21 protein-coding genes are annotated in these 24,500 nt (G+C 62.3%); 10 read left to right on the forward strand and 11 right to left on the reverse strand.

All coding sequences use genetic code 11. The features are described from left to right. Nucleotides 1–76 precede the first annotated feature (76 nt). Genes B5526_RS18920 through B5526_RS18930 form a run of 3 tightly spaced genes read right to left on the reverse strand, consistent with a single transcriptional unit; the run spans nucleotide 77 to nucleotide 2,980 of the window. Nucleotides 77–667, reverse strand: coding sequence for a Smr/MutS family protein (locus B5526_RS18920; RefSeq protein ID WP_079540460.1), 591 nt, complete (start codon nucleotides 665–667; stop codon nucleotides 77–79). Beyond that, the gene (gene mltA / locus B5526_RS18925; RefSeq protein WP_244562002.1) at nucleotides 664–2,292 is read right to left on the reverse strand and encodes a murein transglycosylase A; all 1,629 of its coding nucleotides are present in this window, start codon (nucleotides 2,290–2,292) and stop codon (nucleotides 664–666) included. The genes B5526_RS18920 and mltA overlap by 4 nt, the downstream gene beginning before the upstream one ends. Next, complete coding sequence (locus tag B5526_RS18930; protein ID WP_079540465.1) at nucleotides 2,270–2,980, reverse strand: Tim44/TimA family putative adaptor protein; 711 nt, start codon at nucleotides 2,978–2,980, stop codon at nucleotides 2,270–2,272. Before B5526_RS18930 ends, mltA begins: the two co-directional genes overlap by 23 nt. A gap of 487 nt (nucleotides 2,981–3,467) precedes the next feature. Between B5526_RS18930 and secB the strand changes: the two genes are divergently transcribed. Next, nucleotides 3,468–3,959: a protein-export chaperone SecB gene (gene secB, locus B5526_RS18935; protein ID WP_079540467.1), complete on the forward strand. Its 492-nt coding sequence runs from the start codon at nucleotides 3,468–3,470 to the stop codon at nucleotides 3,957–3,959. A gap of 19 nt (nucleotides 3,960–3,978) precedes the next feature. Here the strand turns inward: secB and dnaQ are convergent, their stop codons facing one another. From dnaQ to B5526_RS18955, 4 genes are all read right to left on the reverse strand, one after another. Further along, nucleotides 3,979–4,677, reverse strand: coding sequence for a DNA polymerase III subunit epsilon (dnaQ, locus tag B5526_RS18940; RefSeq protein ID WP_079540469.1), 699 nt, complete (start codon nucleotides 4,675–4,677; stop codon nucleotides 3,979–3,981). Between the two features lie 39 nt (nucleotides 4,678–4,716). Further along, a complete protein-coding gene (gene coaE, locus B5526_RS18945) occupies nucleotides 4,717–5,316 on the reverse strand; it encodes a dephospho-CoA kinase (protein ID WP_079545102.1) in 600 nt (199 codons plus the stop codon). 152 nt (nucleotides 5,317–5,468) lie between these two features. Beyond that, nucleotides 5,469–6,077, reverse strand: a complete 609-nt coding sequence (locus tag B5526_RS18950) for a Maf family protein (RefSeq protein WP_079540471.1) — start codon at nucleotides 6,075–6,077, stop codon at nucleotides 5,469–5,471. After that, nucleotides 6,074–6,910 carry a pyruvate, water dikinase regulatory protein gene (locus tag B5526_RS18955; protein ID WP_079540473.1) on the reverse strand — a complete coding sequence of 279 codons (837 nt, stop codon included), beginning with the start codon at nucleotides 6,908–6,910 and terminating at the stop codon, nucleotides 6,074–6,076. Before B5526_RS18955 ends, B5526_RS18950 begins: the two co-directional genes overlap by 4 nt. A 441-nt stretch (nucleotides 6,911–7,351) precedes the next feature. Between B5526_RS18955 and hemJ the strand changes: the two genes are divergently transcribed. The 7 genes from hemJ (at nucleotide 7,352) to B5526_RS18990 (ending at nucleotide 15,966) form a co-directional block, all read left to right on the forward strand. Then, nucleotides 7,352–7,774, forward strand: coding sequence for a protoporphyrinogen oxidase HemJ (gene hemJ, locus B5526_RS18960; RefSeq protein ID WP_079540476.1), 423 nt, complete (start codon nucleotides 7,352–7,354; stop codon nucleotides 7,772–7,774). Nucleotides 7,775–8,034: 260 nt separating this feature from the next. Then, a complete protein-coding gene (gene rho / locus B5526_RS18965; protein ID WP_079540478.1) occupies nucleotides 8,035–9,300 on the forward strand; it encodes a transcription termination factor Rho in 1,266 nt (421 codons plus the stop codon). 339 nt (nucleotides 9,301–9,639) lie between these two features. Then, entirely contained in the window at nucleotides 9,640–10,968 is a 1,329-nt protein-coding gene (gene mnmE / locus B5526_RS18970) for a tRNA uridine-5-carboxymethylaminomethyl(34) synthesis GTPase MnmE (RefSeq protein WP_079540481.1), read from the forward strand. A gap of 107 nt (nucleotides 10,969–11,075) precedes the next feature. Then, nucleotides 11,076–12,968: a tRNA uridine-5-carboxymethylaminomethyl(34) synthesis enzyme MnmG gene (gene mnmG, locus B5526_RS18975; protein ID WP_079545103.1), complete on the forward strand. Its 1,893-nt coding sequence runs from the start codon at nucleotides 11,076–11,078 to the stop codon at nucleotides 12,966–12,968. Nucleotides 12,969–13,367: 399 nt separating this feature from the next. Then, nucleotides 13,368–14,066 (forward strand): 16S rRNA (guanine(527)-N(7))-methyltransferase RsmG, encoded by a 699-nt coding sequence (gene rsmG, locus B5526_RS18980; RefSeq protein ID WP_079540483.1) that lies wholly within the window; start codon nucleotides 13,368–13,370, stop codon nucleotides 14,064–14,066. Beyond that, nucleotides 14,063–14,914, forward strand: a complete 852-nt coding sequence (locus tag B5526_RS18985; RefSeq protein ID WP_079540485.1) for a ParA family protein — start codon at nucleotides 14,063–14,065, stop codon at nucleotides 14,912–14,914. The genes rsmG and B5526_RS18985 overlap by 4 nt, the downstream gene beginning before the upstream one ends. Nucleotides 14,915–15,087: 173 nt before the next feature. Then, nucleotides 15,088–15,966, forward strand: a complete 879-nt coding sequence (locus B5526_RS18990) for a ParB/RepB/Spo0J family partition protein (protein ID WP_079540487.1) — start codon at nucleotides 15,088–15,090, stop codon at nucleotides 15,964–15,966. A gap of 214 nt (nucleotides 15,967–16,180) precedes the next feature. Here B5526_RS18990 and holA read toward each other — a convergent pair whose 3' ends face one another. From holA to leuS, 3 genes are all read right to left on the reverse strand, one after another. Further along, the gene (holA, locus tag B5526_RS18995) at nucleotides 16,181–17,209 is read right to left on the reverse strand and encodes a DNA polymerase III subunit delta (protein WP_079540489.1); all 1,029 of its coding nucleotides are present in this window, start codon (nucleotides 17,207–17,209) and stop codon (nucleotides 16,181–16,183) included. A gap of 182 nt (nucleotides 17,210–17,391) precedes the next feature. Beyond that, a complete protein-coding gene (gene lptE / locus B5526_RS19000; protein ID WP_079540491.1) occupies nucleotides 17,392–17,943 on the reverse strand; it encodes an LPS assembly lipoprotein LptE in 552 nt (183 codons plus the stop codon). After that, nucleotides 17,930–20,602 (reverse strand): leucine--tRNA ligase, encoded by a 2,673-nt coding sequence (leuS, locus tag B5526_RS19005; RefSeq protein ID WP_079540494.1) that lies wholly within the window; start codon nucleotides 20,600–20,602, stop codon nucleotides 17,930–17,932. The genes lptE and leuS overlap by 14 nt, the downstream gene beginning before the upstream one ends. A 350-nt stretch (nucleotides 20,603–20,952) precedes the next feature. Here leuS and B5526_RS19010 point away from each other — a divergent pair, with 350 nt between their 5' ends. After that, nucleotides 20,953–21,939, forward strand: a complete 987-nt coding sequence (locus B5526_RS19010; RefSeq protein WP_079545104.1) for a GGDEF domain-containing protein — start codon at nucleotides 20,953–20,955, stop codon at nucleotides 21,937–21,939. Here the strand turns inward: B5526_RS19010 and B5526_RS19015 are convergent. Next, nucleotides 21,936–23,627, reverse strand: a complete 1,692-nt coding sequence (locus B5526_RS19015; RefSeq protein ID WP_079545105.1) for a diguanylate cyclase domain-containing protein — start codon at nucleotides 23,625–23,627, stop codon at nucleotides 21,936–21,938. The genes B5526_RS19010 and B5526_RS19015 overlap by 4 nt on opposite strands. A gap of 106 nt (nucleotides 23,628–23,733) precedes the next feature. On the opposite strand from B5526_RS19015, the gene B5526_RS19020 reads away from it, so the two are divergent. Next, nucleotides 23,734–24,423, forward strand: a complete 690-nt coding sequence (locus B5526_RS19020) for a YggS family pyridoxal phosphate-dependent enzyme (RefSeq protein WP_079540496.1) — start codon at nucleotides 23,734–23,736, stop codon at nucleotides 24,421–24,423. Nucleotides 24,424–24,500: the final 77 nt, after the last annotated feature.

Consider the following 24,500-nt stretch of genomic DNA (forward strand, 5'->3'; position numbering starts at 1 on the left):
AAGCCGGCGAGCCGCATCTTTTGAAACGAGGGAACACGGCGAATGGGTCCCTGCTTTCGCAGGGACGACAGATATACTAAAACTTTGCCCGTCTAATCCTCACGTAGAGCGCGCCCTCGCCGCCATGGCCGATATGCGCTTCCTCGAACCCGACCACCAACGTGCGGAATTCGGGAAGGTTCAGCCATTGTGGGACCTGGCGGCGCAGCACGCCGCGTTCGGGGTCAGTGCCGATCTTGCCTTTGCCGGTGATGATGAGGACAAACGTCAGGCCGTCGTGATGGGCGCGCTGCAGAAAACCCGACAGCGCGCGGTGGGCGCGGGTCTGCGTCATGCCGTGCAGGTCGAGCCGGGCGTCGATCTCCTTCCGCCCGCGCGACAATTGCGAGCGCTCGCGGCGTCCAAGCGGCGCCAGCGGCGGGGCCTCAGATTTTGCCACGCGCGGCACGCGCGGAAGTGGCTTCGGCGGAATGACGGACTTCGCCACAACCGTCGCTTCCGCGGGCGCTGGAACCACCTCGGCCTTGGCGGCGCGCGGTTTCTTCCGCAGTGGCTTTGTCTGCTTGGCGACGCTCTCCCACAGCGCGCGCTCTTCCTCGCTGAGGCTGCGCTTGCGGCGTGGCGAAGCCGGCAATTCCGGGATCGGGGTCGACGACGAACGTTTCATCGGCCGTGGTAATAATGATGGCGGCCGCGGCGGTTAAGCTCGCGGCTGGGGGCGAGGCTTGGCCGTGCTTCCGGCAGCGGCACGGTGGTCGCGGCAGGGACTTGCGTTGGCGAAGCCTGCGCAACGGAGGCGGGCGGCGGCGCGGCGTTCTTCGCAGCAGCCGCGCCAAGGTTCTTGCCCGGGGCGGCGGATACCTCAGCCGGCCTGTCGCCGCCCTTATGGTCTTTGGGTTGATCTTTGGGCTGATCCTTCAAGGGTTCGACCTGCGGAAACAGTTTTGCGATCTTCTCCGATGGCCTGGGATCGGGCAGCGGCATCTTGCGGCCGCGCGCGGCCGGATCGAGGCTCTTCGGCACCAGCATGACAAAATGCATATTGTGCCGGAGCCGGCCGGAAACTTTTCCGGCCTCGGCCCCGGCGCCGAAATAAAGATCTGCGCGCGCCGGCCCGACAATCGCTGATCCCGTGTCCTGGGCGATCATCAATCGGTGAAACGGCGTCTTCGATTGTTCCGACTCGATCGGCAGCTCGCCCTCGATGAAAAACGGCGTGCCATAGACATGCAGCGCCCGGTCGACCGCGATCGAACGGCCCGGCGTCAGCGGCACGCCCTGCGCGCCGACGGCTTCATCCTTGTCGGAAAGCTGCACTTCGCGAAAGAAGACGTAGGCACGATTCTGCCGCCGCAATTCCTTGGCGCCGTCGGGGTTTTGATCCATCCATTCCCTGATCTTCTGCATCGACATCTGTTCTTTCGGGATGATGCCGCGGTCGATCAGGATGCGCCCGACCGCCGTATAGGGATAACCATTATGGGCGTCGTAATTGATCCGGACGGTCGAGCCATCCTCGAGACGAACCCGCGCCGAGCCCTGGATTTGCGAGAACAGCAGATCGGTCTGATTTTTCAGCCAACAGATTTCGAGGCCACGACCCGCGATCGCGCCGTCTTCGATCTCGCCGCGGTCGTAATAGGGCACGAGCTTGCGGCGGCCGATTTTGCGGAACACCTGGCCCTTGTTGGGTAGACTTGGCGAGTCCTGATTGAACCCGCGGACGAACAGGTTCGAGGGACGGCGATAGACCGGCACATTGTAGACCTCGGTCTGGGTGCGCGAGCCGTCGATGACGGGCTCATAGTAGCCGGTGACGAACCCGTCGCCCTCTCCGAGCCGGGAGATTCGCAAGGGAAGAAAATTTTCTTCGAAAAAGGCCTTGGCCTTGGCGCCGTCGGAGATGTCCTGCGCCCGTGCCGCGCGGCAGGGGTCGCGTAGCGAGGTACCGAGCGCCTTGGGATCGGCCGGCGGGTCTCGTTGCGCGGCGATCGGCTTGCAGCTGGTGCGGAACGCCTTGTAGGCCTGCAGATGATCGTCGTCCTTCCAGCCGGCGATGTCGGCCCAGGCGGCCGGGCTATATTGGCTGCCGCTGATCTCGAGCGGCCAGGCAAGCGTGGGATAGGGGATCTGTCGGGGCGGCGGAGACGGCGGAGCAACGGAACGTGCCGTGCGGCGGGTTCGCGCGGCGTCCGCTGCGAACGAAGCGAGCGACAACGCGATGGCGATCACAGAAAACGCGGCGGCATATCGTCGTATGCTGCGCGCGTTAGTGAGCGCTTCCCGTGCCAACCAGCTTCCAGTTCGGATCGCGTGAAGTCGTGTCGCGGGCGAATGTCCAAACATCGGTGATATCGGTGACCTTATCCGGATTGCCGTCCACAATCGTGCCGGCCTTGTCGCGGGTGACCGACACCATCTGCGACACGAAACGCACGGTGAGCTGCGCCGCGCGATCGCGCGCCTCGGCGCCGACGAGCTCGGCCTTGTCGATCGACACGAACCGCGTCTCGGTCTTCTGCTCGTTCTTCTCACGATCCCTGATCGCGGCCTCAAAACTCTCATAGACCTCGGACGACAACAGATCCTTGAGCGCGCGGCGATCGCCGTTGGCGAATGCCAGCACGATCATCTCATAGGCGCTGCGCGCGCCCGAGAGGAAATGCCTCGGATCGAACGAGGAATCGTGTGCCGCGATGGCGTCTAACCCCTGCGCCAGCGGCGTGCCGGTCTCGGCGAGACCTTTCCAGCGATCGGTCGGCGGGGTGACATCTGCGGTCGGCGCCAGCGGCGCCTGATCGATCACTGCCCCCGGCATCGGCGGAGGCACGTGATTGTCTTGCGCGCCCTGCACCGCGTTGCGCGCGGCGCGATCGAACGGCGGCCGCTCGTTGCCGGTGCGCTGTCCGAGGACGTTGCGCAGGCGCAGGAAGATGAAGACCGCGAGCGCCAGGAAGATGATGGTGTAAATATCGAACACGTCGTATTTGCTTTCTGGTCTGCGCCGACAATGCGTCCGGCGGTAGAGCGTCCCGCTTTCAGAGAACGGCAGAGATACTACATCATGGATGGGTCAGCAGCATGTAGGCACGAAACTTGGCCTGGCCAATGGCGTGTCCTGGCATGCACCACCATGCCGGCGGAAATAGGCAAAGCCTAGGCTTTCGCCCGTTTGCCATATTCGAATTGTAGCGCGTTTTCGGTTCCGGGGGAAACCCCGATGCTGCCCGGAAATCGCGCATATTCAACAATTTAGAGCAAGCGTTGCCGGCCAATGCCTGGGTTTTGCCATCCCCCGGACCACTTCGGCCGCGCGCTCATCCTTTGCCACTTAATTGTCGTCCTTGTGGAATGAGGCGGGGCTATGATAGCCACTCGCCCCGACAACGGCATTTTCAGTAGCTCACGAGCGAATTCAGACACAATTCCAATCCCCGCTCGCTTAAGAACGTTCCAGGAGAGATCACATGACCAACGGCAACGGCGCGCCTCCCGAGGCGGCCCCTCCTCCCCAGTTGAACGTGCTGGCGCAGTACACCAAGGACCTGTCGTTCGAAAATCCGAACGCCCCGTCCTCGCTGCAGCCGCAAGCCCAGCAGCCGGCGATCAATATCCAGATCAATGTCAGCGCCAACAATCTCTCCGAAAGCGAGTACGAAGTGACGCTTTCGGTCGAGGGCAAGGCCGAGAATGCCGGCAAGGTGATGTTCAGCTTCGATCTGGCCTATGCCGGCGTGTTCCGGATCGTCAATGTGCCGAAGGAAAATCTGCACCCGCTGGTCATGATCGAATGTCCGCGGCTGTTGTTCCCGTTCGCCCGCGAGATCATTGCGACTTCGGTGCGCGATGGCGGTTTTCCGCCGCTGATGCTCGACCCCGTCGATTTTGTCGGCCTGTATCGCCAGAACATCGAACGGCAGGCTGCGGCACAGCAGGCGGCGCAGGTGAAGCCGAGCTAGCCGCCTTTTCGTTCGGCGCTTATTCCGCGGCCAAAAATTCGTTCCAGATCGGCTTGTCGCCGAGGGTAGCGATAAAGGCGCGATGGGCCACGAGGTCAGCCTCGGTGACCCGCGGCGCCAGAGGCACCTCGCGCTGCCGCCGTGGCATTTCGCTCTGCCCATTGATGCGGATCTCACGGGATTCGGCGGCCAGAATCAATTGCGACTGCCGGGCGCCGATCAGATCGATATAGACCTCGGCCAAGAGTTCCGCATCGAGCAAGGCGCCGTGCTTGGTGCGGTGGGAATTGTCGATCGCATAGCGCGAGCAGAGGTCGTCGAGGCGGTTCGATACGCCGGGATGCTTGCGTCGCGCCAAGAGCAGCGTGTCGACCAGCCGTTCGCGCGCAATCGGGGGGAGCTTGACGCGGTCAAGCTCGGCATTGATGAAGGAGACGTCGAACGAGGCGTTGTGGATCACCAGCGGCGCGTCGCCGATGAATTCCAGGAAATCCTCGACCACCTCGGGAAATAGCGGCTTGTCGGCCAGGAACTCGCTGGAAAGCCCGTGCACGGCAAAGGCTTCCGCCGCCATCGCGCGCTCGGGATTGAGATAAACGTGAAAGGTCTGCCCCGTCGGCATCCGATTGAAGATCTCGACGCAGCCGATTTCGACCAGCCGATCGCCCCGCAGGGGATCGAGGCCGGTGGTTTCGGTATCGAGAACGATTTCGCGCATGGATTTGAGACCCCCGGAAAAACGACAAATAACGACGAATCAGGTTCGTCGCGGCGGCATTTTAACAACCTGAGCCAGAATGTCCCGGATTCGGGCCCGAACGGGGTCGAGGCCATGCGAGGTATCCACCACGAAATCCGCGCGCTTGCGCTTTTCGGCGTCGGGCAGTTGCCGCGCCAGGATGGCGTCGAGCTTTTCAGCGGTCATATTGTCGCGGGCGAGAATTCGTTCGCGCTGAATTTCCGGCGTCGTGGTGACCACCACCACCGCATCGACGCGTTTCTCGCCGCCGGTTTCAAACAATAACGGCACATCGACCACCGCCACAGCTGCACCGGATCGCTCGGCGTCCTCGAAAAAATTTTTGCGCGAGGCGCTGAGCATCGGATGCACGATCGCTTCGAGCTGCCTGATCGCCGCGGGATCATGCACCACGCGGGCGGAAAGCTTGTTACGGTCGACCTTGCCGCCGGCGGTGGTGCCGGGAAACGCTGCCTCGACGGCAGGCGCCGCCTCGCCTTCATAAATTTCGTGGACGGCCGCGTCGGCATCGTAGACGGGGACGCCGGCCTCCGCGAACAATTTCGCGGTGGTTGATTTCCCCATCCCGATCGAGCCGGTCAGTCCAAGGATGATCATCTTTGTATCGCCATTCATGTCTATCCGTCATCATCCGCGAAGGCGGATGATCCAGTACTCCGAGACGCTGGTGGTCAACTGAGGCCTCCCGGCGTACTGGATGCCCGCCTTCGCGGGCATGACGAGATACGGTGCTTGTGCACCACGGTGTTTCATACACCAAGCAGCCGTTCGCTTCGCAAGAACGCGAGCAGCGGCAAGAGCGGCAGACCGAGAATTGTAAAATGGTCGCCTTCGATGCGCTCGAACAGATGCACCCCTAGCCCCTCGAGCTGGTAAGCGCCGACGCTTGTCGTCACCGCCTCGCCTGCTACATCCAGATAGGCGTCGATTTCGGTTTCGCCCAGCGGCCGCATGCTCATCCGCGCGATGGTGACTGTTTCAAAGACTATTTGGTCATGCCGGGCGACGGCAACGGCGGAGTGCAGTTCGTGGCAATGGCCGGCGAGCGCGCGCAGTTGCTCTTTGGCTTCGGCGCGGCCGGCTGGCTTGGAGAACAGCCTGAACCCGAGCGCCAAGGTCTGGTCCGCGCCGACGACCAGCCTGCCGGGATGTCCGGCTGATACCGCAAGCGCCTTCTCGCGCGCCAGAAGTGCTGCGATCTCGCCGGGCGCGGAGAGGCGGGAGGCCTGCTGCACCGCCCGCTCATCGATTTCGGCGGCAATGACCTCGAACGCGACGCCGGCACTCAAGAGCAACGTTTGCCGCGCGCGGCTTTCCGAGGCCAGGATCAGCGGATGTTTACCGCGCCATAGTTTCATTCGGCAAGCCGTTGCCGCTGCCGGTCGGCGAACAATTTTAGCACCGCGGCTGCGGTCTCCTCGATCGATCGCCGGGTGACATCGAGCTGCGCCCAGTTGAATTTCGCGCTTAACCGGCGCGCAAACGCGACCTCGTCCGCCACGGCTTGCCGATCGATATAGGTGTCATTGTCGCGGTCGCCCATGCTCAACAACCGGTTCTGCCGGACCTGAATGAGGCGCTCCGGGGTCGCGTGAAGGCTGACCACCAGCGGTCTTGTCAGCGTCTCCAGTTGATGCGGGATGGGAATGCCCGGCACCAGCGGCACGTTTGCGGTGCGGATGCCGCGGTTGGCGAGATAGATCGAGGTCGGCGTCTTCGAGGTGCGCGACACCCCGACCAGGATCACGTCGGCCTCTTCCAGGCCTTCGACATGCTGGCCGTCATCATGCATCATCGTGTAGTTCAAGGCATCGATACGCTTGAAATATTCCGCATTGAGCGTGTGCTGCGCGCCGACGCGCCCCGTCGTCGGTGCCCCGAGATAGGCCTGGAACAACTGCATCACCGGGCCGATGATCGAGAGGCTCGGTATGTTGATCTGCTGGCACTTTGCCTCGAGCCGGCCGACCAGATCCTTTTCCAACAGCGTGAAAAGCACGATGCCGGGCGCTTCCTCTATTTCATCCAGCACCCGGTCGAGCTGCTTCTGGCTGCGCACCAGGGGATAGACATGTTCGACCGGCGACACATTGGCGTATTGCGCAGCCACCGCGCGCGCCACCGTGATCAACGTCTCACCGGTCGAATCGGAGACCAGATGAAGATGGAAATAGCTGCCAGTCGTGGGCACCGTGACCCCTGTGTAACCTGTGAATCCGTGTGGAGCTTACCTGAGAGATTGGGGCCTGGGTCGGCCGATCAGGGATAACCCGGCTTTTTCTTCACAGGCCTCGCCTTCAGGATAAGTCTCCGCACCAGCCGCAATGATAGTGGGCCTATGTGGACTTGTCTCTTCATAGATGGCTGATGACGCCGCGCAAGCGCTTGAAGCAAGTAACGTTATTCGGATTGGCGAATAGCCGGCCGGAATTGTTGATGGATGTGAACAAGGTGAGAAAATTTCCGGACAATTCTGCGCGGGCGCTAATCACCGCTACTTAGACTCAAACCTAAGAATCTAAAATTATTGTTTTAGAAAAGGCTTGCTTGCGGATATGTCTCACTCCCTCTTGAGATCGACGTCGCCAGAAAGATCGAACGGCGCCGTCGGCAGACGAGTGAGGCTTGCCGGATGTACGAATGGATCAAGGCGTTGCATGTCATCGCGGTCATCTCCTGGATGGCGGGCATGCTCTATCTGCCGCGATTGTTCGTCTACCATTGCGAGGCGGAGGCCGGATCGAAGCAGTCCGGGACGTTCAAGGTGATGGAACGTCGCTTGCTGAAGGCGATCATCAACCCGGCGATGATCGTGACCTGGCTGGCGGGGCTCTATCTCGCCTGGGCGGGCCATTGGTTTTCCGCGCACTGGCTGCACGGTAAGCTCCTGCTGGTGGTGCTGCTATCGGGCGTCCACGGGTTTTTTGCCCGCTGCGTGAAGGATTTCGCGGCTGACCGGAATACCAGAAGTCAGAAATTTTATCGTATTATCAATGAGGTACCGACGGTTCTGATGATCGTAATCGTGATCCTCGTGGTCGTGAAGCCGTTTTGATAGGCAGCTTCGTCAACATCTCTCATCGTTCGGCTCCTTGCAGAAAGCCAGCTGATTTTCTATATTGTCGAAATCCCACCCCACGCAGGCGGATGTGGTTGCGTTCCGGCTTGAAGAGTTAGAGCCGGCCGCCGCATCAGGTTTGAAGCCTCTCCGGCACTTTCCTTGCTCAGACCTGCGGACCTTCCTTTTTTGCGTCCGCATTTTCGAAAAGCCACCTTGCAATCCCAATCCCAAAGCTACTCCACAGGACCATCCCAATGCGGGAAATGAAACTTCAAGACCTCAAATCTCAAACGCCGGCCGAACTCGTTGCGTTCGCGGAGGAGAAAGGGGTCGAAAACGCCAGCACCATGCGCAAGCAAGAGCTAATGTTCGCCATTCTCAAGCAGCTTGCGATCCAGGAAATCGACATTATCGGGGAGGGCGTCGTCGAAGTCCTTTCCGACGGCTTTGGCTTCTTGCGTTCGCCGGACGCCAATTATCTGCCGGGACCAGATGACATTTACGTCTCGCCGTCGCAGATCCGCCGTTTCGGGCTTCGTACCGGCGACACCATCGAAGGCCATATTCGCAGTCCGAAGGAAGGCGAACGCTATTTTGCCCTTCTCAAGGTCAATACGCTCAATTTCGAAGACCCGGAAAAGTCAAAGCACAAGGTCAATTTCGACAATCTGACGCCGCTGTTTCCCGATCAGCGGTTCCGGCTCGAGCTCGAAGACCCCACCAGAAAGGACCTTTCTGCAAGGGTTATCGACATTGTTGCCCCGATTGGCAAAGGCCAGCGCGCTTTGATCGTGGCCCCACCCCGCACCGGAAAAACGGTGCTGATGCAGAACATCGCGCATTCGATCACAGCCAATCACCCCGAATGCTATCTGATCGTGCTCCTGATCGATGAGCGTCCGGAAGAAGTCACGGACATGCAGCGCTCGGTGAAGGGCGAAGTCGTCTCCTCGACCTTCGACGAGCCGGCCGTGCGCCACGTCCAGGTCGCCGAAATGGTGATCGAAAAGGCAAAACGCCTGGTCGAGCACGGTCGCGACGTCGTGATCCTCCTGGACTCGATCACGCGGCTTGGCCGCGCCTACAACACGGTCGTGCCGTCATCCGGCAAGGTGCTGACCGGCGGCGTCGACGCCAACGCGCTGCAGCGGCCAAAACGCTTCTTCGGTGCCGCCCGTAATATCGAGGAGGGCGGCTCGCTCACCATCATCGCGACCGCTCTGGTCGATACCGGCAGCCGCATGGACGAAGTGATCTTTGAAGAATTCAAAGGCACCGGCAATTCGGAGCTCATCCTCGACCGCAAGGTTTCCGACAAGCGCACCTTCCCGGCGATCGACATCTCGCGCTCCGGCACCCGCAAGGAAGAGCTGATCACCGATCCGCAGCTCCTGAAGAAAATGTACGTGCTGCGCCGGATCCTCAACCCGATGGGCACCATGGACGCGATCGACTTCCTGCTCGACAAGTTGCGCAACACCAAGAACAACGCGGAGTTTTTCGAATCGATGAATACCTGAGCCGGTTTGACGGTTTTGGAAGTGGGGCGTCCTCGCAAGGGGCGCCCCTTTTTCATCTGCGATGTAGTGGTCCATGCTGCGGCGTATGTTGCAGTGCACATGCAGCATAGAGCGATGGGTCAGGATTTCTCGCCTAGTATTGCAAGTGTTTGAAATGGCTTTGGATTGTCTTTGGCGAAGGGTTCCATCGGGGAACCCAGACCGATTTCTGCAGCATAAAAGCTCCACGAAGGCTGCGGGATTTGTTGGACCAATTCGGGGTTGGACCACCAATCCCGTGACATTGCAGCCGGACAGGACTTGCGTTGCCTTTTCAAGGGGCTCGGAGACAAATAGGCGATGCATCCACGCGAACAGACGATTTTCGCGCTGTCCTCGGGCCGGCCGCCGAGCGCCATTTCCATTGTCCGGGTATCCGGGCCTCAGGCCGGAGCGGTGCTCAGTTCGCTCGCGGGCAAGATGCCGGCGCCGCGGATGGCAACGCGAGCGCTGTTGCGCAGTGCCGAGCAGCAGCCGATCGACGATGCGGTGGTGCTGTGGTTCCCGGGACCCGCGAGCGCGACCGGCGAGGATGTCGGTGAATTTCACGTGCATGGCGGCCGCGCCGTACTCTCGGCCTTGTTCGCCGCGCTCTCGGCGTTCGAAGATGTCCGCGCCGCGGAGCCCGGCGAATTTACTCGCCGCGGCTTCGAGAACGGCAAGCTCGATCTCACCGAAGCCGAGGCGCTCGACGATCTGATCCATGCCGACACCGACCGGCAGCGCCGCCAGGCGCTGCGCCAGTTGAAAGGGCTGCTCGGCGACAAGGTGCGCGACTGGCGCGCGCAGATCATCGAGGCCTGCGCGTTGATCGAGGCCGGAATCGATTTTTCCGACGAAGGCGATGTGCCCGCGGAGTTGATCGCGCCGGCGCTGGCAAAGATCGAAACATTGCTCGGGGAAATTCAGGACGTCCTGGCGGCGCAAGGCAAGAGCGAACGGCTGCGCGAAGGCCTCGTGGTTGCGATCGCGGGTCCGCCAAACGTCGGCAAGTCGACGCTGATCAATGCACTGGCGCGGCGCGAGGTGGCGATCGTCTCGCCGCATGCCGGCACCACGCGCGACGTCATCGAAGTTCAGCTCGATCTCGACGGCTATCCGGTGACCGTGATCGATACCGCCGGCGTTCGCGAAACCGACGATCCCGTCGAGCAGGAAGGTGTGCGTCGGGCGCGGGCCCGCGCGGCGGAAGCGGATCTCGTGCTGTGGCTGGTCGATGCGGAGCACGAAAACCATCGGCACGTAGGCGCGGTACCGGTGTGGACGGTGCGTAACAAGATCGATCTCGAGCCGTCCGACGGTGAGGAGCCGCCGCCAGGTGATACCGATTTCGAGATTTCCGCGAGCCGGGGCGACGGCATTCCGGAATTGATCCGAGCCCTGATTGGCTTCGCGCAGGATTATTTTGGTTCAGGCGAGGGCGGGCTGATCGGCCGCGAGCGGCAACGGGGATTGCTGCAGGATGCGGCGATTATGCTGCAACGCAGCATTGATGTCATGGGCGAAGGGGAAGAGCTTGCCGCTGAAGAGCTGCGGGCGGCGGCTGATTCGCTCGGTCGGCTGCTTGGGCGGGTCGATGTGGAGGACATCCTGGGCGCGATATTCAAGGATTTTTGTATCGGTAAGTAGTGAACAAATGCTCATTTCATGAAGCATAGTGTTTCACGTGAAACGCACCTCTTCGGCGAACTTACCACTTCCGGCTTTTAGCATCCCGCGATAAAAGTCCCGGCATGATGGCCGGGCAAGAATCATCTCAAGAATCATTCGACGTGATCGTCATCGGCGGCGGCCACGCCGGCTGTGAGGCCGCGGCTGCGGCTGCGCGCATGGGCGCCAGGACGGCGCTGGTGACGCACCGGTTTGCGACCATTGGCGCGATGTCCTGCAACCCTGCGATCGGCGGGCTCGGTAAGGGCCATTTGGTCCGTGAGGTCGACGCGCTGGATGGATTGATGGGGCGCGCGGCGGACGCGGCCGGCATCCAGTTTCGCATGCTCAATCGGCGCAAGGGGCCGGCGGTCCGCGGTCCGCGCGCCCAGGCCGATAGAAAGCTCTACGCCGCGGCGATGCAGGCCGCGATCAACGCGACAGCCAATCTTGGCGTCATCGAAGGCGAGGCGGATGAGCTGATCGTCGCCAATGGCCGCGTCATCGGCATCCGGCTGGCCGACGGCCGGGAATTTTCGGCAGGCGCCGTCGTCATTACCACCGGGACTTTTTTGCGCGGCCTGATCCATCTCGGCGAGAAGAACTGGCCGGCCGGTCGCGTCGGCGAGGCGCCGGCGCTGGGGCTCTCAGCATCCTTCGAGCGTGCGGGTTTTGTCCTCGGCCGATTGAAGACCGGCACGCCGGCGCGGCTCGACGGCACGACTATCGACTGGTCCGTAGTAGAAATGCAGCCTGGCGACGATCCGCCGGAGCCGTTCTCGGTGCTAACTGACAAAATCACGACGCCGCAGATCCAGTGCGGAATCACCCGCACCACGCCGGCCACCCACGCGGTGATCCGGGCCAATGTGCATCGCTCGCCGATGTATTCCGGGCAGATCAAGAGCACCGGCCCGCGCTATTGCCCCTCGATCGAGGACAAGATCGTTCGTTTTGGGGATCGCGACGGTCACCAGATCTTTCTGGAGCCGGAAGGGCTCGACGACACCACGGTTTATCCCAACGGAATTTCGACCTCGCTGCCGGAAGAGGTCCAGCTTGCCATTCTGGCGACGATCCCCGGCCTCGAGCGGGTTCGGATGGTCCGGCCGGGCTATGCCATCGAATACGATCACGTCGATCCCCGCGAACTCGATCCGACTTTGCAGACCAAGCGGCTGCCGGGGCTGTTTTTGGCCGGACAGATCAACGGCACCACCGGCTATGAGGAGGCGGCGGCGCAGGGTCTTGTGGCGGGTCTCAACGCGGCATTGGCTGCGAGCGGGGCCGATCCGATCGTGTTCGACCGCGCCGACGGTTATGTCGGGGTGATGATCGACGATCTCGTCACCCGCGGCATCACCGAACCCTATCGGATGTTCACCTCGCGCGCCGAGTACCGGCTGACGCTTCGCGCCGACAATGCAGATCAGCGTCTCACCAACAAGGGGATAGCGCTGGGCTGTGTCGGCGAGGCGCGGTCCCTGCGCCACGGCGCCAAGATGGCCGCGCTCGATGCCGCAAAGGCGCTGGCAAAGTCGCTTACGCTGACGCCGAACGAAGCCGCCAAGCATGGGCTTTCGCTCAACAAGGATGGCCATCGCCGCTCGGCCTTTGAACTACTAGCCTACTCCGACATCGGCTGGACCGAGATCCGCGGCATCTGGCCGGAATTGTCGGCCATTGAGCCTGCCATCGCGGTCCATCTCGAGATCGATGCCAAATACGACGTCTATCTCAAGCGCCAGACCGCCGACGTCGAAGCTTTTCGCCGCGACGAGGGACTGGTTCTCAGCGGTCTCGACTACACCGCGATCCCCGGGCTCTCCAATGAGGCCCGCTCAAAGCTGGAAGCTGCGCGTCCGCGAACGGTAGGACAGGCGGGCCGGCTGGACGGCATCACGCCCGCGGCGCTCGGGATTTTGGCGGCGTATCTGCGGCGCGAAGCGCGAAGGAAATCGGCGGCCATCGCCGGCTAAGGCTGTTTCACGTGAAACAGGACGGCTCTTCCGTCATTGCGAGCGCAGCGAAGCAATCTACCTTCCTGTTTCCCGGCCAAACCTGGATTGCTTCGTCGCTTCGCTCCTCGCAATGACTGTGGGAGCGGATTGAACCAAAACCTCTGGATAGCGAACCCCTGCGAGATCATCTGTGGTCAAGACGTTCTAACAACCTGTCATCCTGATCCCCGCCGCCTGCACAGCTGCGACGCTCGTCCTGATCCCGTTTCACGTGAACACGGCCAATCGTCCCGTCATTGCGAGCGCAGCGAAGCAATCCAGGTTACTGTCTCCCGCCAAAACTGGATTGCTTCGGTCGATTCGCTCCTCGCAATGACGGCGGGAGTGGATTGAGCCAGAACCTCTGCGAGATCATTTGTGGCCAAGACGTTCGAACAAACTGCCCCAGCTTTCCTCCCCGCCGACAAAGCCACGGCTCTAGCCCTGACCCCCGTTTCACGTGAAACAGAGCAACGGCTCGATCGCTATGTCGGTCTGCTCGGGGAATGGCAGGCCAAGACCAACTTGGTCGCACCGTCAACGCTTCCTCATCTTTGGACCCGGCATATCTCCGATTCGCTCCAGCTCCCGGCACTCGCTCTGTCGGCCAGGATTTGGGTCGACCTCGGCAGCGGCGGCGGCTTTCCGGGCGTGGTGTTGGCCTGCGCGCTGGCGGAAACGCCTGGCGCGGTGGTCCATCTGATCGAGCGCAATGCCAAGAAGGCTGCCTTCCTCCGCGAGGCACTGCGCGTGACGGGCGCGCCCGGCATCGTGCACCTGGGTGACATCGGGGATATTGTGGATAGAATCACGGGCCCGGTCGATTGCGTCACTGCCCGCGCGTTGGCTCCGCTACACCAGCTCATCGGCTTCGCGGAACCGTTGATGAGAAGAGGTGCAAAAGCGCTATTTCTCAAAGGCCAAGATGTAGAGGCCGAATTGACCGAAGCCACTAAATATTGGAAGATAGAGTCGCATCTGCATTCCAGCCGCACCGGCGGACAGGGCTGGATCGTCGAGCTCGACCAGGTCGAGCGACGCAACGGGGCCGGGAAAGCAGTTGGTACTCAGGTATGACCGTAATTGATCAAATTTATCAAGAGGATAGGTCTCCCACCCCGCCGGGACATCCGCGCATCCTGGCGCTCGCCAACCAGAAGGGCGGCGTCGGCAAGACCACCACCGCGATCAATCTCGGCACGGCACTCGCCGCGATCGGCGAGCGCGTGCTGATCGTCGATCTCGATCCGCAGGGCAATGCGTCGACTGGCCTCGGCATCGATCGCCGCAGCCGCAATTGCTCGACCTATGACGTCCTGATCGGAGAGGCGCCGCTGCGCGAGGCGGTGGTCGCGACCGCGGTGCCGCGGCTGCATATCGCGGCGTCCACGATGGATCTTTCGGGCCTCGAACTCGAACTGGGATCGACGCCCGGCCGCGCGTTCCGGCTGCGCGATGCCATCGCGGCGCTGAACACCAACGCCACGGAAGACACCGACTACACGTATGTGCTGATCGATTGCCCGCCGTCGCTCAATCTTCTGACCGTCAACGCGATGGCGGCCTCCGATGCGATCCTGGTGCCGCTCCAGTGCGAGTTCTTCGCGCTGGAAGGCCTGTCGCAATTGCTGCAGACGGTCGAGCAGGTGCGCTCGACGCTCAATCCCAATCTGTCGATCCACGGCATCGTGCTGACCATGTTCGACTCGCGCAACAATCTGTCCAACCAGGTCGTCGCCGATGTCCGGCAGTTCATGGGCAGCAAAGTCTACAACACCATGATCCCGCGCAACGTCCGCATCTCCGAGGCGCCATCCTACGGCAAGCCGGTGCTGGTCTATGATCTCAAATGCGTCGGCAGCGAGGCCTATCTCAAGCTCGCGACCGAAGTGATCCAGCGCGAGCGCGAGCTGCGCACGAATTAGCCCACGCCATGTCATTCCGGACATTCCGCGTCGCGGATTGATCCGGAATCTCGAGATGGTGAAATGAAGCAACTTCGAGATTCCGGGTTCGTGCTTCGCGCGCCCCGGAATGACAATGGATGACGAGACGAAGCGAAACAGGAGTGCTGTGAGTGAATCCAAGGGAGCTGGCGATGGCCGACGAAGCGCGTTCGCGGTTGGGCCGCGGTCTTGCAAGTCTGATCGGTGATGTCGGCGGCGAGGCCGCGCATATCGATCGGCCGCGTGCGCAGCGCAAGGTGCCGATCGAATTTCTAAAACCCAATCCGCGCAACCCGCGCCGCGCCTTTGCCGATGCCGAGCTCGGCGAACTCGCCGACTCGATCAAACAGCATGGCGTGATCCAGCCGATCGTGGTGCGCCCGGTGAAGGGCGCGCAGGACCGGTTTGAGATCATCGCCGGCGAGCGGCGCTGGCGCGCCTCGCAGATCGCGGGCCTGCACGAAGTGCCGATCGTCCCCGTCGATGTCACTGATAGCGACACGCTCGAGATCATGATCATCGAGAACGTGCAGCGCGAAGATCTGAATGCGATGGAAGAGGCGCAGGGCTATCACGCGCTGGCGAATGAATTCAAACGCAGCCAGGAAGACATCGCAAAAATCGTCGGCAAGAGCCGCAGCCATGTCGCCAACATGATGCGGCTGACAAAACTGCCGGCGGAGGTGCAAGCCTATATTGCCGCGGGGCAGTTGTCGGCCGGTCACGCCCGCGCGCTGATCGGCGTGCCCGATCCGCTGGCGGCGGCAAAGCGCATCGTGGAAGAAGGCCTCAACGTGCGCCAGGCCGAGGCGCTGGCGCATGTCGAAGGCGTGCCCGAGCGCAAGCCGCAGAAGCCGCGAGGCGGCAAGACCAAGGACGCCGATACGGTCGCGCTGGAAAAGCGCGTCAGCGACGCGCTGGGGCTTGCGGTCAGCATCGATCACCGCGACCCCGGCGGCACCGTCCACATCCGCTACCGCGACCTCGATCAACTCGATGAGGTGATAAGAAGGTTGGACGCGAAGGGTTAGGTCGCGGCGCTCGCCTTACCTTCACCTCTCCCGCTTGCGGGGGAGGTCGACGCGCGGAGCGCGGCGGGTGGGGGAAATCTTTCCGCGAACTCCAGCATTCGTTATGCGGCGACACCCCCACCATAGCCGATGCTGCGCATCGGCGTTCTTCGATCAAGGACGGCGGCCGTAGGCCGCCTATGCCTCCCCCGCAAGGGCGGGAGAGGGAGAAGGCTCACCCCCTTCGCTTCGCATTCACCGCGATCGACATCAGCGTGCGCTGCGCGATCACGGCGGCGAGCGGCGCCTGCTTGCGCATCTCGAGCGCGGCGGTCGCGAGCTGCTCGATGATCCCTGCGAGCCGCGCCACGCTGAAATTGCGTAGGGCGGTTTCGACCATCGGCTTTCGCGAAAAGTGCAGCCGCGGGAATCCGCTGTCGAGCAAGGTCGAGGCCGGCGTGCCCTCGGCGACGGCAAGCGCGGATTTGTGCAGCCACGCCGCCTGGCGCTGGGCTGAGGAAATGATCATGCCGGGATAGGTGCCTGCGACCATCGCCTTGGCGAATTCGGATTCAACCAGATCCGGCTTTCCCGCAAAGGCGCCGTCGACGATCGGATCGATCTTCAATTCGGAAGCATCCGCCACCACCGCCATCACGTCGTCGAGCGTGACCTCGCCGCCGCCATGCGCATAGAGCGCGAGTTTTCTCAGTTCGTTGCGGGAGGCCTGGCGGTCGCCGCCGAGCAGCGCGATCAGCGTGGCGCGCGCGTCCGGGGCGATACGCAAATTAGAGAGGCGTAATTCATCGTCGATCAATTTGGCAAGGTCGCGCTCGCCGTCGGGATAGCAGCCGATCGCGACCGCGGTCTTGGCGCGCTCGCAGGCCTTGCGCAGCGGCGATTCCGGCCGCAATTCGCCGGCCTCGATCACGATGCGGCAATCTTTCAAGGGCGTCTCGGCGAGCGTATCGACGCCGCTGGCAAAGCTGCGCGAGCCGGCGCGGATACGGATGGCGCGGCGCCCGCCGAACAGCGGCACCGTCATTGCCTCGTCGACCAATCGCGACGGCTCGGCCGAAAGCTCGTCGCCATCGAGCCTCACCAGCGAAAATGGATCGTTGGGATCATCGACCGCGGAGGCCAGCAGCGCCTCGGCGCGCTCCCGCACCAGGCCGGCATCGGGACCATAGAGCAGGATGATGGGACGCCCCGGATCGGGCCGGGCGAGAAATGCGTCGATTTCTTTTCCGCGAAGCGCGACCACTTAGTCTATCCCTGAAATTTACGTCATCCTGAGAGGCTGTAATATATCTCCGACCTCATCCTGAGGAGCGGCGTCTTCGCCGCGTCTCGAAGGATGGCCGCGAGTCCGTGCGTTGCGTCCATCCTTCGAGACGCTTGCTTCGCAAGCTCCTCAGGATGAGGTTGAATGTGTGGCGACGGCCGTCACGTTCCGGCGGTGAAAAACGCCGCCAGCCGGGTCTGGATATTGTCCGCGATCTCCTGGGCGGCGCGATCTTCGGCGTCGCGGAAGGCACGTGCACGGGCGAAACGCTGGAGCGAGCCCGGCATGTCGTAGGAGGTGCGGGCGAAGGTGGTTCCGGTCATGACCGACTTGTTCGACGATATCTCGATCAGATTGTATTGTGCGTCGATGCCGACGTTCTCGCTGGTGGGCAGCGCGGTGTTCGGATCGATCATCAGCGACGAACGGCTGGTATAGAACCGGAGCACCAGCCGATGGGTGGGCGGCAAGCCGGTGGCGGTGCCATAGAGCTTGAACGCCAGCGCGTTGCGGATTTCCACCCCCAACCGGGCCTCGTGCGAGGCGTTGGGCTTGTCGACCGGCGGCAGCTCGACGCCCATCAGCTTTTCGCGCAGGCCGGGGGTGCCGTCGGCATGTTCGGCATACATCGGCTGGAAACAGCCGGCCGTCAGCGCCGCCAGGGCGGCCACGGCGAACAGCCGAGCGGCGATGCGGAACCTAGCCAACGACATTCACGATCCTCATGGGAACAATGATCACTTTACGGACGGCGTTGCCGCCGAGCGCCTGTTTTACCGTATCAAGGCCCAGAACGGCAGCCTCAATTTCCGGGTTTTGGGCGGTACGAGCCACCGTAACCTCACCCCGTTTCTTGCCGTTGACCTGAACCACCAGCGTCACCGTGTCTTCAACCAGCAAATCGCGTTCGATTTGGGGCCAAGCGGCCTCCGAGACCAGGCCGGGCTGCCCCAGCACCTGCCAACATTCCTCGGCCAAATGCGGCATCATGGGCGCGAACAGTTGAACAAGGATGACCGCGGCCTCGCGGACCGACCAGGCCAAGTCAGGAGGCAGGTCTGGGGACGGCTGCGCATCGCGCGCCAGCACGTCCGCCAGCGCATTGGAAAATTCCCTGATATGGGCGAGGCAGACGTTGAAATGCAGTTTTTCGATGCCGGTGGAGACCTTGTCCAGCGCCCCGTGCGCCGCCTTGCGCAACGCCAGCGCGTCGGCCCCGAACGCAGCCGGGCGCGCCGAAGGCGCCCCCTTGGCGATATCGGCCGACTCATTCACCAGCCGCCACAGCCGCTGCACGAAGCGCGACGCGCCCTGCACCCGCTCGTCGCTCCAGATCACGTCGCGGTCGGGCGGCGAGTCCGACAGCATGAACCAGCGCGCCACGTCGGCGCCATAGGTCGCAATGATGTCGTCGGGATCGACGGTGTTGCGTTTCGACTTCGACATTTTTTCGATCGGGCCGACCACGACCTCTTCGCCGGTATCAATGAGGAATGCGCGGCGCCCGTTACCGCCGGCCTCTATTCTTACCTCGTCTGGTGCGGCCCAGGTTCCGTCGGGTTTCCTGTAGGTCTCATAGACGACCATGCCTTGCGTGTATTGGCCGGCAAATGGCTCATCAAAGGCAATATGGCCGGTGGCCTTCATCGCACGGGTGAAGAAACGGGCGTACAAAAGATGCAGGATCGCATGCTCGACGCCGCCGATATACCAGTCGACCGGCATCAATCTATCTACCACGGCACGGGTGGTCGGCGCCTTTTCATTCCACGGATCGGTGAAGCGCGCGAAGTACCACGCCGAATCCACAAAGGTATCCATGGTGTCGGTTTCGCGCGTAGCTTTTCCGCCGCATTGCGGGCAAGTGACGTGCTTCCAGGTCGGATGATGATCGAGCGCGTTGCCGGGCCTGTCGAAGCTGACGTCCTCCGGCAGCACCACCGGCAGGTCCTTGTCGGGCACCGGTACCACGCCGCAGGTCGGACAGTGGATCACCGGGATCGGGCAGCCCCAATAGCGCTGCCGCGAAATACCCCAGTCGCGCAGGCGGAAGTTCACTTGGCGCTCGCCAACGGCCCCCACCCTTCCCTCCCCCGCTTGCGGGGGAGGGTTAGGGAGGGGGCGCAGCTCAGCCTCGAGCCGTTTTGCCACCTCTTCTTTGGCCTGCTCGATCGTCATGCCGTCGAGGAAACGCGAATTGATCATGCGGCCGTCGCCGTCATAGGCGGTATCCGTAATGACGAACGTCTTCGGGTCCTGGCCTTCGGGACAGACCACAGGCGTATTTCCGAGCCGGTATTTATTGACAAAATCGAGGTCGCGCTGGTCGTGCGCGGGGCAGCCGAAAATCGCGCCGGTGCCGTATTCCATCAGCACGAAGTTTGCGACATAGACCGGCAATTTCCAGTTCGGATCGAACGGGTGGACTGCCCTGATGCCGGTGTCAAAACCCTGCTTCTCCTGGGTGTCGATGATTTCCTGCGCGGTGCCGTGACGTTTTGCTTCGGCGATGAACTCCGCAAGTTTTGGGTTCTTTGCCGCCGCGGCTAGCGCCAGCGGATGATCGGGCGCGATCGCCATGAACTTCGCGCCGAACAGCGTGTCGTGCCGCGTGGTGAAAATCTTCAGCTCGCTCTCGCCATTGGGCGCCGTTGCGGGATCGAGCGCGAAGCGGATCAGCATGCCCTCGCTGCGGCCGATCCAGTTGCGCTGCATCAGGCGCACCTTGTCGGGCCAGCGATCGAGCGTATCGAGCGCGTCCAACAGCTCCTGCGCGTATTTGGTGATCTTGAACACCCACTGGTTCATCTCGCGCAACTCGACCACTGCGCCGGAGCGCCAGCCGCGGCCGTCGATCACCTGTTCGTTGGCGAGCACGGTCATGTCGACCGGATCCCAGTTGATCTTGCGCTTCTCGCGCTCGGCCAATCCTGCGCGCAGGAAATCCAGAAACAGTTTCTGCTGATGCTTGTAGTAAGAGGGATCGCAGGTCGCGAATTCGCGTGACCAGTCGAGCGACAGCCCGATCGACTGCAATTGCTTCTTCATCGCGGCGATGTTGTCGTAGGTCCACGCCTTCGGCGCCACCTTGCGCTCGATCGCGGCGTTCTCCGCCGGCAGCCCGAACGCATCCCAGCCCATCGGGTGCAGCACGTTATATCCCCTGGCCCGCATGAAGCGCGCCAGCACGTCGCCGAGCGTATAGTTGCGGACATGCCCGATATGGATGCGCCCGGACGGATAGGGGAACATCTCGAGCACGTAATATTTCGGCCGCGGATCGTCGTTCCTGGAGGCGAAAATCGCCTTCTCGTCCCACCGGCGTTGCCAGCGCGGTTCGGATTCACGGGCGTTGTAGCGTTCGGAGGTCATGGAATCGCAGGGCTTTTTCGTGGATTCTCGGCCGGTTAAGGGACGGCGGACTAGGCCATAAAAGACTGCGATGGGTCAATGGGTTGGGGCATTGCGGTACGCGTCTTGGCACCGCCTGGAAGGGTGTTTCCGAAAGCCAAATTCAATTGTTTGCTCGGGGCCTTAGGGAGCGGCCGAGCGCTTCGTTCCGCCGGATTGAGGCGCGATTAACGGTTCCGTGAGACAATTTGCCTTCGAAAGCGGCAATCAGCTGACCGGGCAGGAGATCATTTAAGATCGTGACCGATGACACGCTTGACGAGGTCGATTTCGAGTACGCGACGGCTGTCGCGGAAAAGGCCATGCAGTCCATGGCGCAACAGCGCGTGCCACCGACACCGAACAATTTCCACGTCTGGTTCAAATATTCCCTCGGTACTTCGCCCGATCTCCGACGGGCCATCGATATCCTGATCGGCAACAAGCGCAAGTTCGACGCCACCACCAATCGCGGTCTGTTTGCGACCTATGTCGGATCGCGTGGGGCTGACGACGCTGCTGCCTACGGTGCTTCACAACAGTTGCATTCGGTGATGACTACCGCAAAGCAGTTTCTCACCACCGCGATTGCCGACAACCACTCGCAGATCCGGGCCATCAACGATGTCGCCGATCGCAGCGAAGCAGGTGTCGATCCTAAATTGCTTGTCGAGAGCCTGATGAACGAGCTGACGAAAGCCGCCACGCGGGCAACGAAACTGGAGATGAGCTTCGTCGAGAAAACCCGCGAGCTCGACGCGATCCGCGATTCTCTCAGCAAGTCGGAGGAGCGCGCCCGCACCGATACTCTCACCGGCCTGCCTAACCGCCGGGCCCTCGATGAGTTCTTTCGCGACGCGCAGATTGCGGCGATGGAAAGCGGTGAGCCGCTCAGCGCGTTCTTGATCGACATCGATCACTTCAAGAAGGTCAACGACAATTTTGGCCATGGTGTCGGCGATCAGGTGCTTCGACTGATGGCAAAGGCCTTGCAGGAGCGTGTTCGCGAAGGCGATCTGCCGGCTCGCTATGGCGGCGAAGAACTCATCGCCGTGCTCCCCGGTGCGGGGCTCGCGACCTGCCGGGCGATCGCCGAGCGGATTCGCCGCGCGATCTCCAAGTGTCACATCACCCGCCGTTCGACCGGAGAGAATCTTCCCGGCATTACGGTTTCCATCGGTGTCGGACTGTTTCAGCCCGGCGAGTCGATGATGGATCTGATCGAGCGATGCGATCGCGCGCTCTATCTTGCCAAAGAAACCGGCCGTAACCGCGTCGTGACCGAGAACGAACTCGCCTCTGAGCGGGCGGCGGGTTAGCTCGCCAGCGCCACCACGCCGTCCGTGACCCGCACCATGCCGTGTTCGACCACGGCGTTGCGGCCGCGGTGCTTGGCGGCGTAGAGAGCGGCGTCCGCGGCCTCGATCAGGTCGCCCGGCCGAAGCGTATCGTTCGGCCTGGTGCAGGCGACACCGACGCTGACGGTGACGATCTCGTAGCTGGACGTGCAATGGGGCATCGCGAGGCCCGAGACGGCCTCGCGGACCATCTCGCCGATCTCGACCGCGCGGGCGGAATCGGTGTTCGGCAGCAATAGGCAAAATTCCTCGCCGCCATAGCGTCCGGCAAAGCCCATAGTCTCGGCGGCGATGCCGCTCAGCGTTTCGCCGAGCCGGGAGAGGCAGACGTCGCCTTCGGGATGGCCATAGGTGTCGTTGAACATCTTGAAATGATCGACGTCGATCATCAAAAGCGACAATTCGCAAGGGTATTGCTGGGCCTTCATCCACTCGAAATCGAGCCGGCTCTGGAACCCGCGCCGGTTGGCGAGGCCGGACAGCATGTCGATCGAGGCGATCACGGTGAGGCGGTCATTGGTGGCGATCAGTTCGCGCTCGCGCTGGCCGAGCTGCGCCGCCATGGCGTTGAAGGCGCGGGCCAGCGGCACGAATTCGGAAGCGAGCCTTCGGCTCGCCACCCGCGCCGACCAGTCGCCCTGGCCGAACCGCTTCGCCATCGCCGCCATCATCCGGATCGGCTGGATGATCAGGGTCTCGGCGGCGACCAGCGCGCCGAGCAGCACGAACAGGCAGACGAAGCAGAGCTGCAGATAGGCGGTGCGGATCTCGCGGTTGATCGCCGCCGATACCTTGGCTTCGTCGATCGAGACGATCAGGCGCGATTCGGTGCCGGCGATGCGCACGAAGTTGACGGCGCGCTTCGAACCATCCGCGCCGACAAACGACAGCGATCCTTCCGCCTGCTCCGAGCCGACCGCCTTCTCCGCGATCGCCGATAGCAGCGGCATGTTGTCGAGCGAACGGCCGATCATGCTGGCCTGGTCCGGCGGTGCCGCCAGCACGGTTCCGGTGCTGTCGACCAGCACGGCGGAGACACCGGACCGGCCGCCGAGATTGCCCATGATCTTCGACATCCAGTCCAGATGCAGCGTCGCGACAATCGTCGCGTCGGCGCCGTGGTCGATCGCGGACACCGGATAGGCCGCCACCACGATCGGCTCGTTGTTGGACTTGGCGAACAGGAAGTCGGAGAAGACAAACTCGCGGGTCTCCTGCGCCTTTTTGAACCAAGCCCGGTCGCTGAAATCAAGGCCGACCAGGACGTTGAGCGTCGAGCATTGCACCCGTCCATCGCCGCTGACGATCGACAGGCTGCGAATCCACGGCAGATTGACCGGCACGCTCGCGCGCATGATGTCGCAACTGCGGCCGATCCCGCCCGCCGAAGCGCGGATATAGGCCGCGGCTTTCAACATCGTCTCGACCGAGGAGATCATTTCGCTCTGGGCGTCGGCGCTGTGCTTGGCGAGATTGGAAAATTCGGATGAGGCGAGCGCGATCTCCTTGGCGCGGGTGCCCTCGAGCGAGCGCGCGCGCTCCAGCATCAGCGGCGCAACCAGGATCAAGGCCAGCAATGCCAAGCGCGCGCGGATGCCCAGAAGATGCTTGAGTTTGGCTCTTTTGCGGTTGAAACTGATGCGTGACATCTTCATTCCCCGACCCCACATGAGGGTAGAGGGAAGGGTTCAAAAAGCCTTTCCCGAACTCGGTAAAATTCGAGCTAACCCCGTAAGCTTACGAACCACGGATGCCATGGCGCCGCAAAATCCTTCGCCGCTAGCAGCGCATTTACCAACCGGCCTCGCCACGGTGGAGCAGGAGATCGCGCGCGCGTGCAAAGAGGCGCGCCGCGACGCTGCGTCGGTGACGCTGATCGCGGTGTCCAAAACCTTCGGCGCCGAAACCATCGCGCCGGCGATCGAGGCCGGGCAGCGCGTTTTCGGCGAAAATCGCGTGCAGGAAGCCAAGGCAAAATGGCCAGGGTTAATGTCGGCTTACCCCGGCATCGCCTTGCATCTGATCGGGCCGTTGCAATCCAACAAGGCGAAAGAGGCGGTGGCGCTGTTCGATGCCATTCATTCGGTCGACCGCGTGAGCCTTTGCGAAGCGTTAGCCAAGGAATTCAAATCGCAAGCGCGGCGGCCGCAATTGTTCGTTCAGCTCAATACCGGCGAGGAGCCCCAGAAGGCGGGCGTCGCGCCGGCAGACGCCGATGCCTTCATCGCGAGCTGCCGCGAGAAATATGGCTTGGAAATTTCCGGCTTGATGTGCATTCCGCCGGTCAACGAGGCGCCGGCGCCGCATTTCGCGTTGACCGCCAAGATCGCCGCGCGCAATGGTTTGAAAAATCTCTCGATGGGCATGAGCGCCGATTTTGTCACCGCGATCCAGTTCGGCGCCACCCATGTGCGGGTAGGGTCGGCGATTTTCGGGCACCGCTGACTCGTCATTGCGAGGAGCGCAGCGACGAAGCAATCCAGCTTCTTGTTTCGCGGCGCCAAAGCTGGATTGCTTCTCTT

This window comes from Bradyrhizobium lablabi (assembly GCF_900141755.1).
Lineage (GTDB): Bacteria > Pseudomonadota > Alphaproteobacteria > Rhizobiales > Xanthobacteraceae > Bradyrhizobium > Bradyrhizobium lablabi_A.

Excerpts from the sequence above, each read along its gene's own strand:
- dnaQ (WP_079540469.1), bottom strand. The coding sequence starts at position 4,677 with ATGCGCGAAATCGTTCTCGATACCGAAACCACCGGCCTCGATCCCCTG.
- B5526_RS18985 (WP_079540485.1), top strand. The coding sequence starts at position 14,063 with ATGACCGTAATTGATCAAATTTATCAAGAGGATAGGTCTCCCACCCCG.
- mnmG (WP_079545103.1), top strand. The coding sequence starts at position 11,076 with ATGGCCGGGCAAGAATCATCTCAAGAATCATTCGACGTGATCGTCATC.
- lptE (WP_079540491.1), bottom strand. The coding sequence starts at position 17,943 with ATGTCGTTGGCTAGGTTCCGCATCGCCGCTCGGCTGTTCGCCGTGGCC.
- rho (WP_079540478.1), top strand. The coding sequence starts at position 8,035 with ATGCGGGAAATGAAACTTCAAGACCTCAAATCTCAAACGCCGGCCGAA.
- B5526_RS19020 (WP_079540496.1), top strand. The coding sequence starts at position 23,734 with ATGGCGCCGCAAAATCCTTCGCCGCTAGCAGCGCATTTACCAACCGGC.
- B5526_RS19010 (WP_079545104.1), top strand. The coding sequence starts at position 20,953 with ATGGCGCAACAGCGCGTGCCACCGACACCGAACAATTTCCACGTCTGG.
- mnmE (WP_079540481.1), top strand. The coding sequence starts at position 9,640 with ATGCATCCACGCGAACAGACGATTTTCGCGCTGTCCTCGGGCCGGCCG.
- B5526_RS18950 (WP_079540471.1), bottom strand. The coding sequence starts at position 6,077 with ATGAAACTATGGCGCGGTAAACATCCGCTGATCCTGGCCTCGGAAAGC.
- leuS (WP_079540494.1), bottom strand. The coding sequence starts at position 20,602 with ATGACCTCCGAACGCTACAACGCCCGTGAATCCGAACCGCGCTGGCAA.
- secB (WP_079540467.1), top strand. The coding sequence starts at position 3,468 with ATGACCAACGGCAACGGCGCGCCTCCCGAGGCGGCCCCTCCTCCCCAG.
- B5526_RS19015 (WP_079545105.1), bottom strand. The coding sequence starts at position 23,627 with ATGTCACGCATCAGTTTCAACCGCAAAAGAGCCAAACTCAAGCATCTT.
- hemJ (WP_079540476.1), top strand. The coding sequence starts at position 7,352 with ATGTACGAATGGATCAAGGCGTTGCATGTCATCGCGGTCATCTCCTGG.
- coaE (WP_079545102.1), bottom strand. The coding sequence starts at position 5,316 with ATGATCATCCTTGGACTGACCGGCTCGATCGGGATGGGGAAATCAACC.
- B5526_RS18990 (WP_079540487.1), top strand. The coding sequence starts at position 15,088 with ATGGCCGACGAAGCGCGTTCGCGGTTGGGCCGCGGTCTTGCAAGTCTG.
- B5526_RS18920 (WP_079540460.1), bottom strand. The coding sequence starts at position 667 with ATGAAACGTTCGTCGTCGACCCCGATCCCGGAATTGCCGGCTTCGCCA.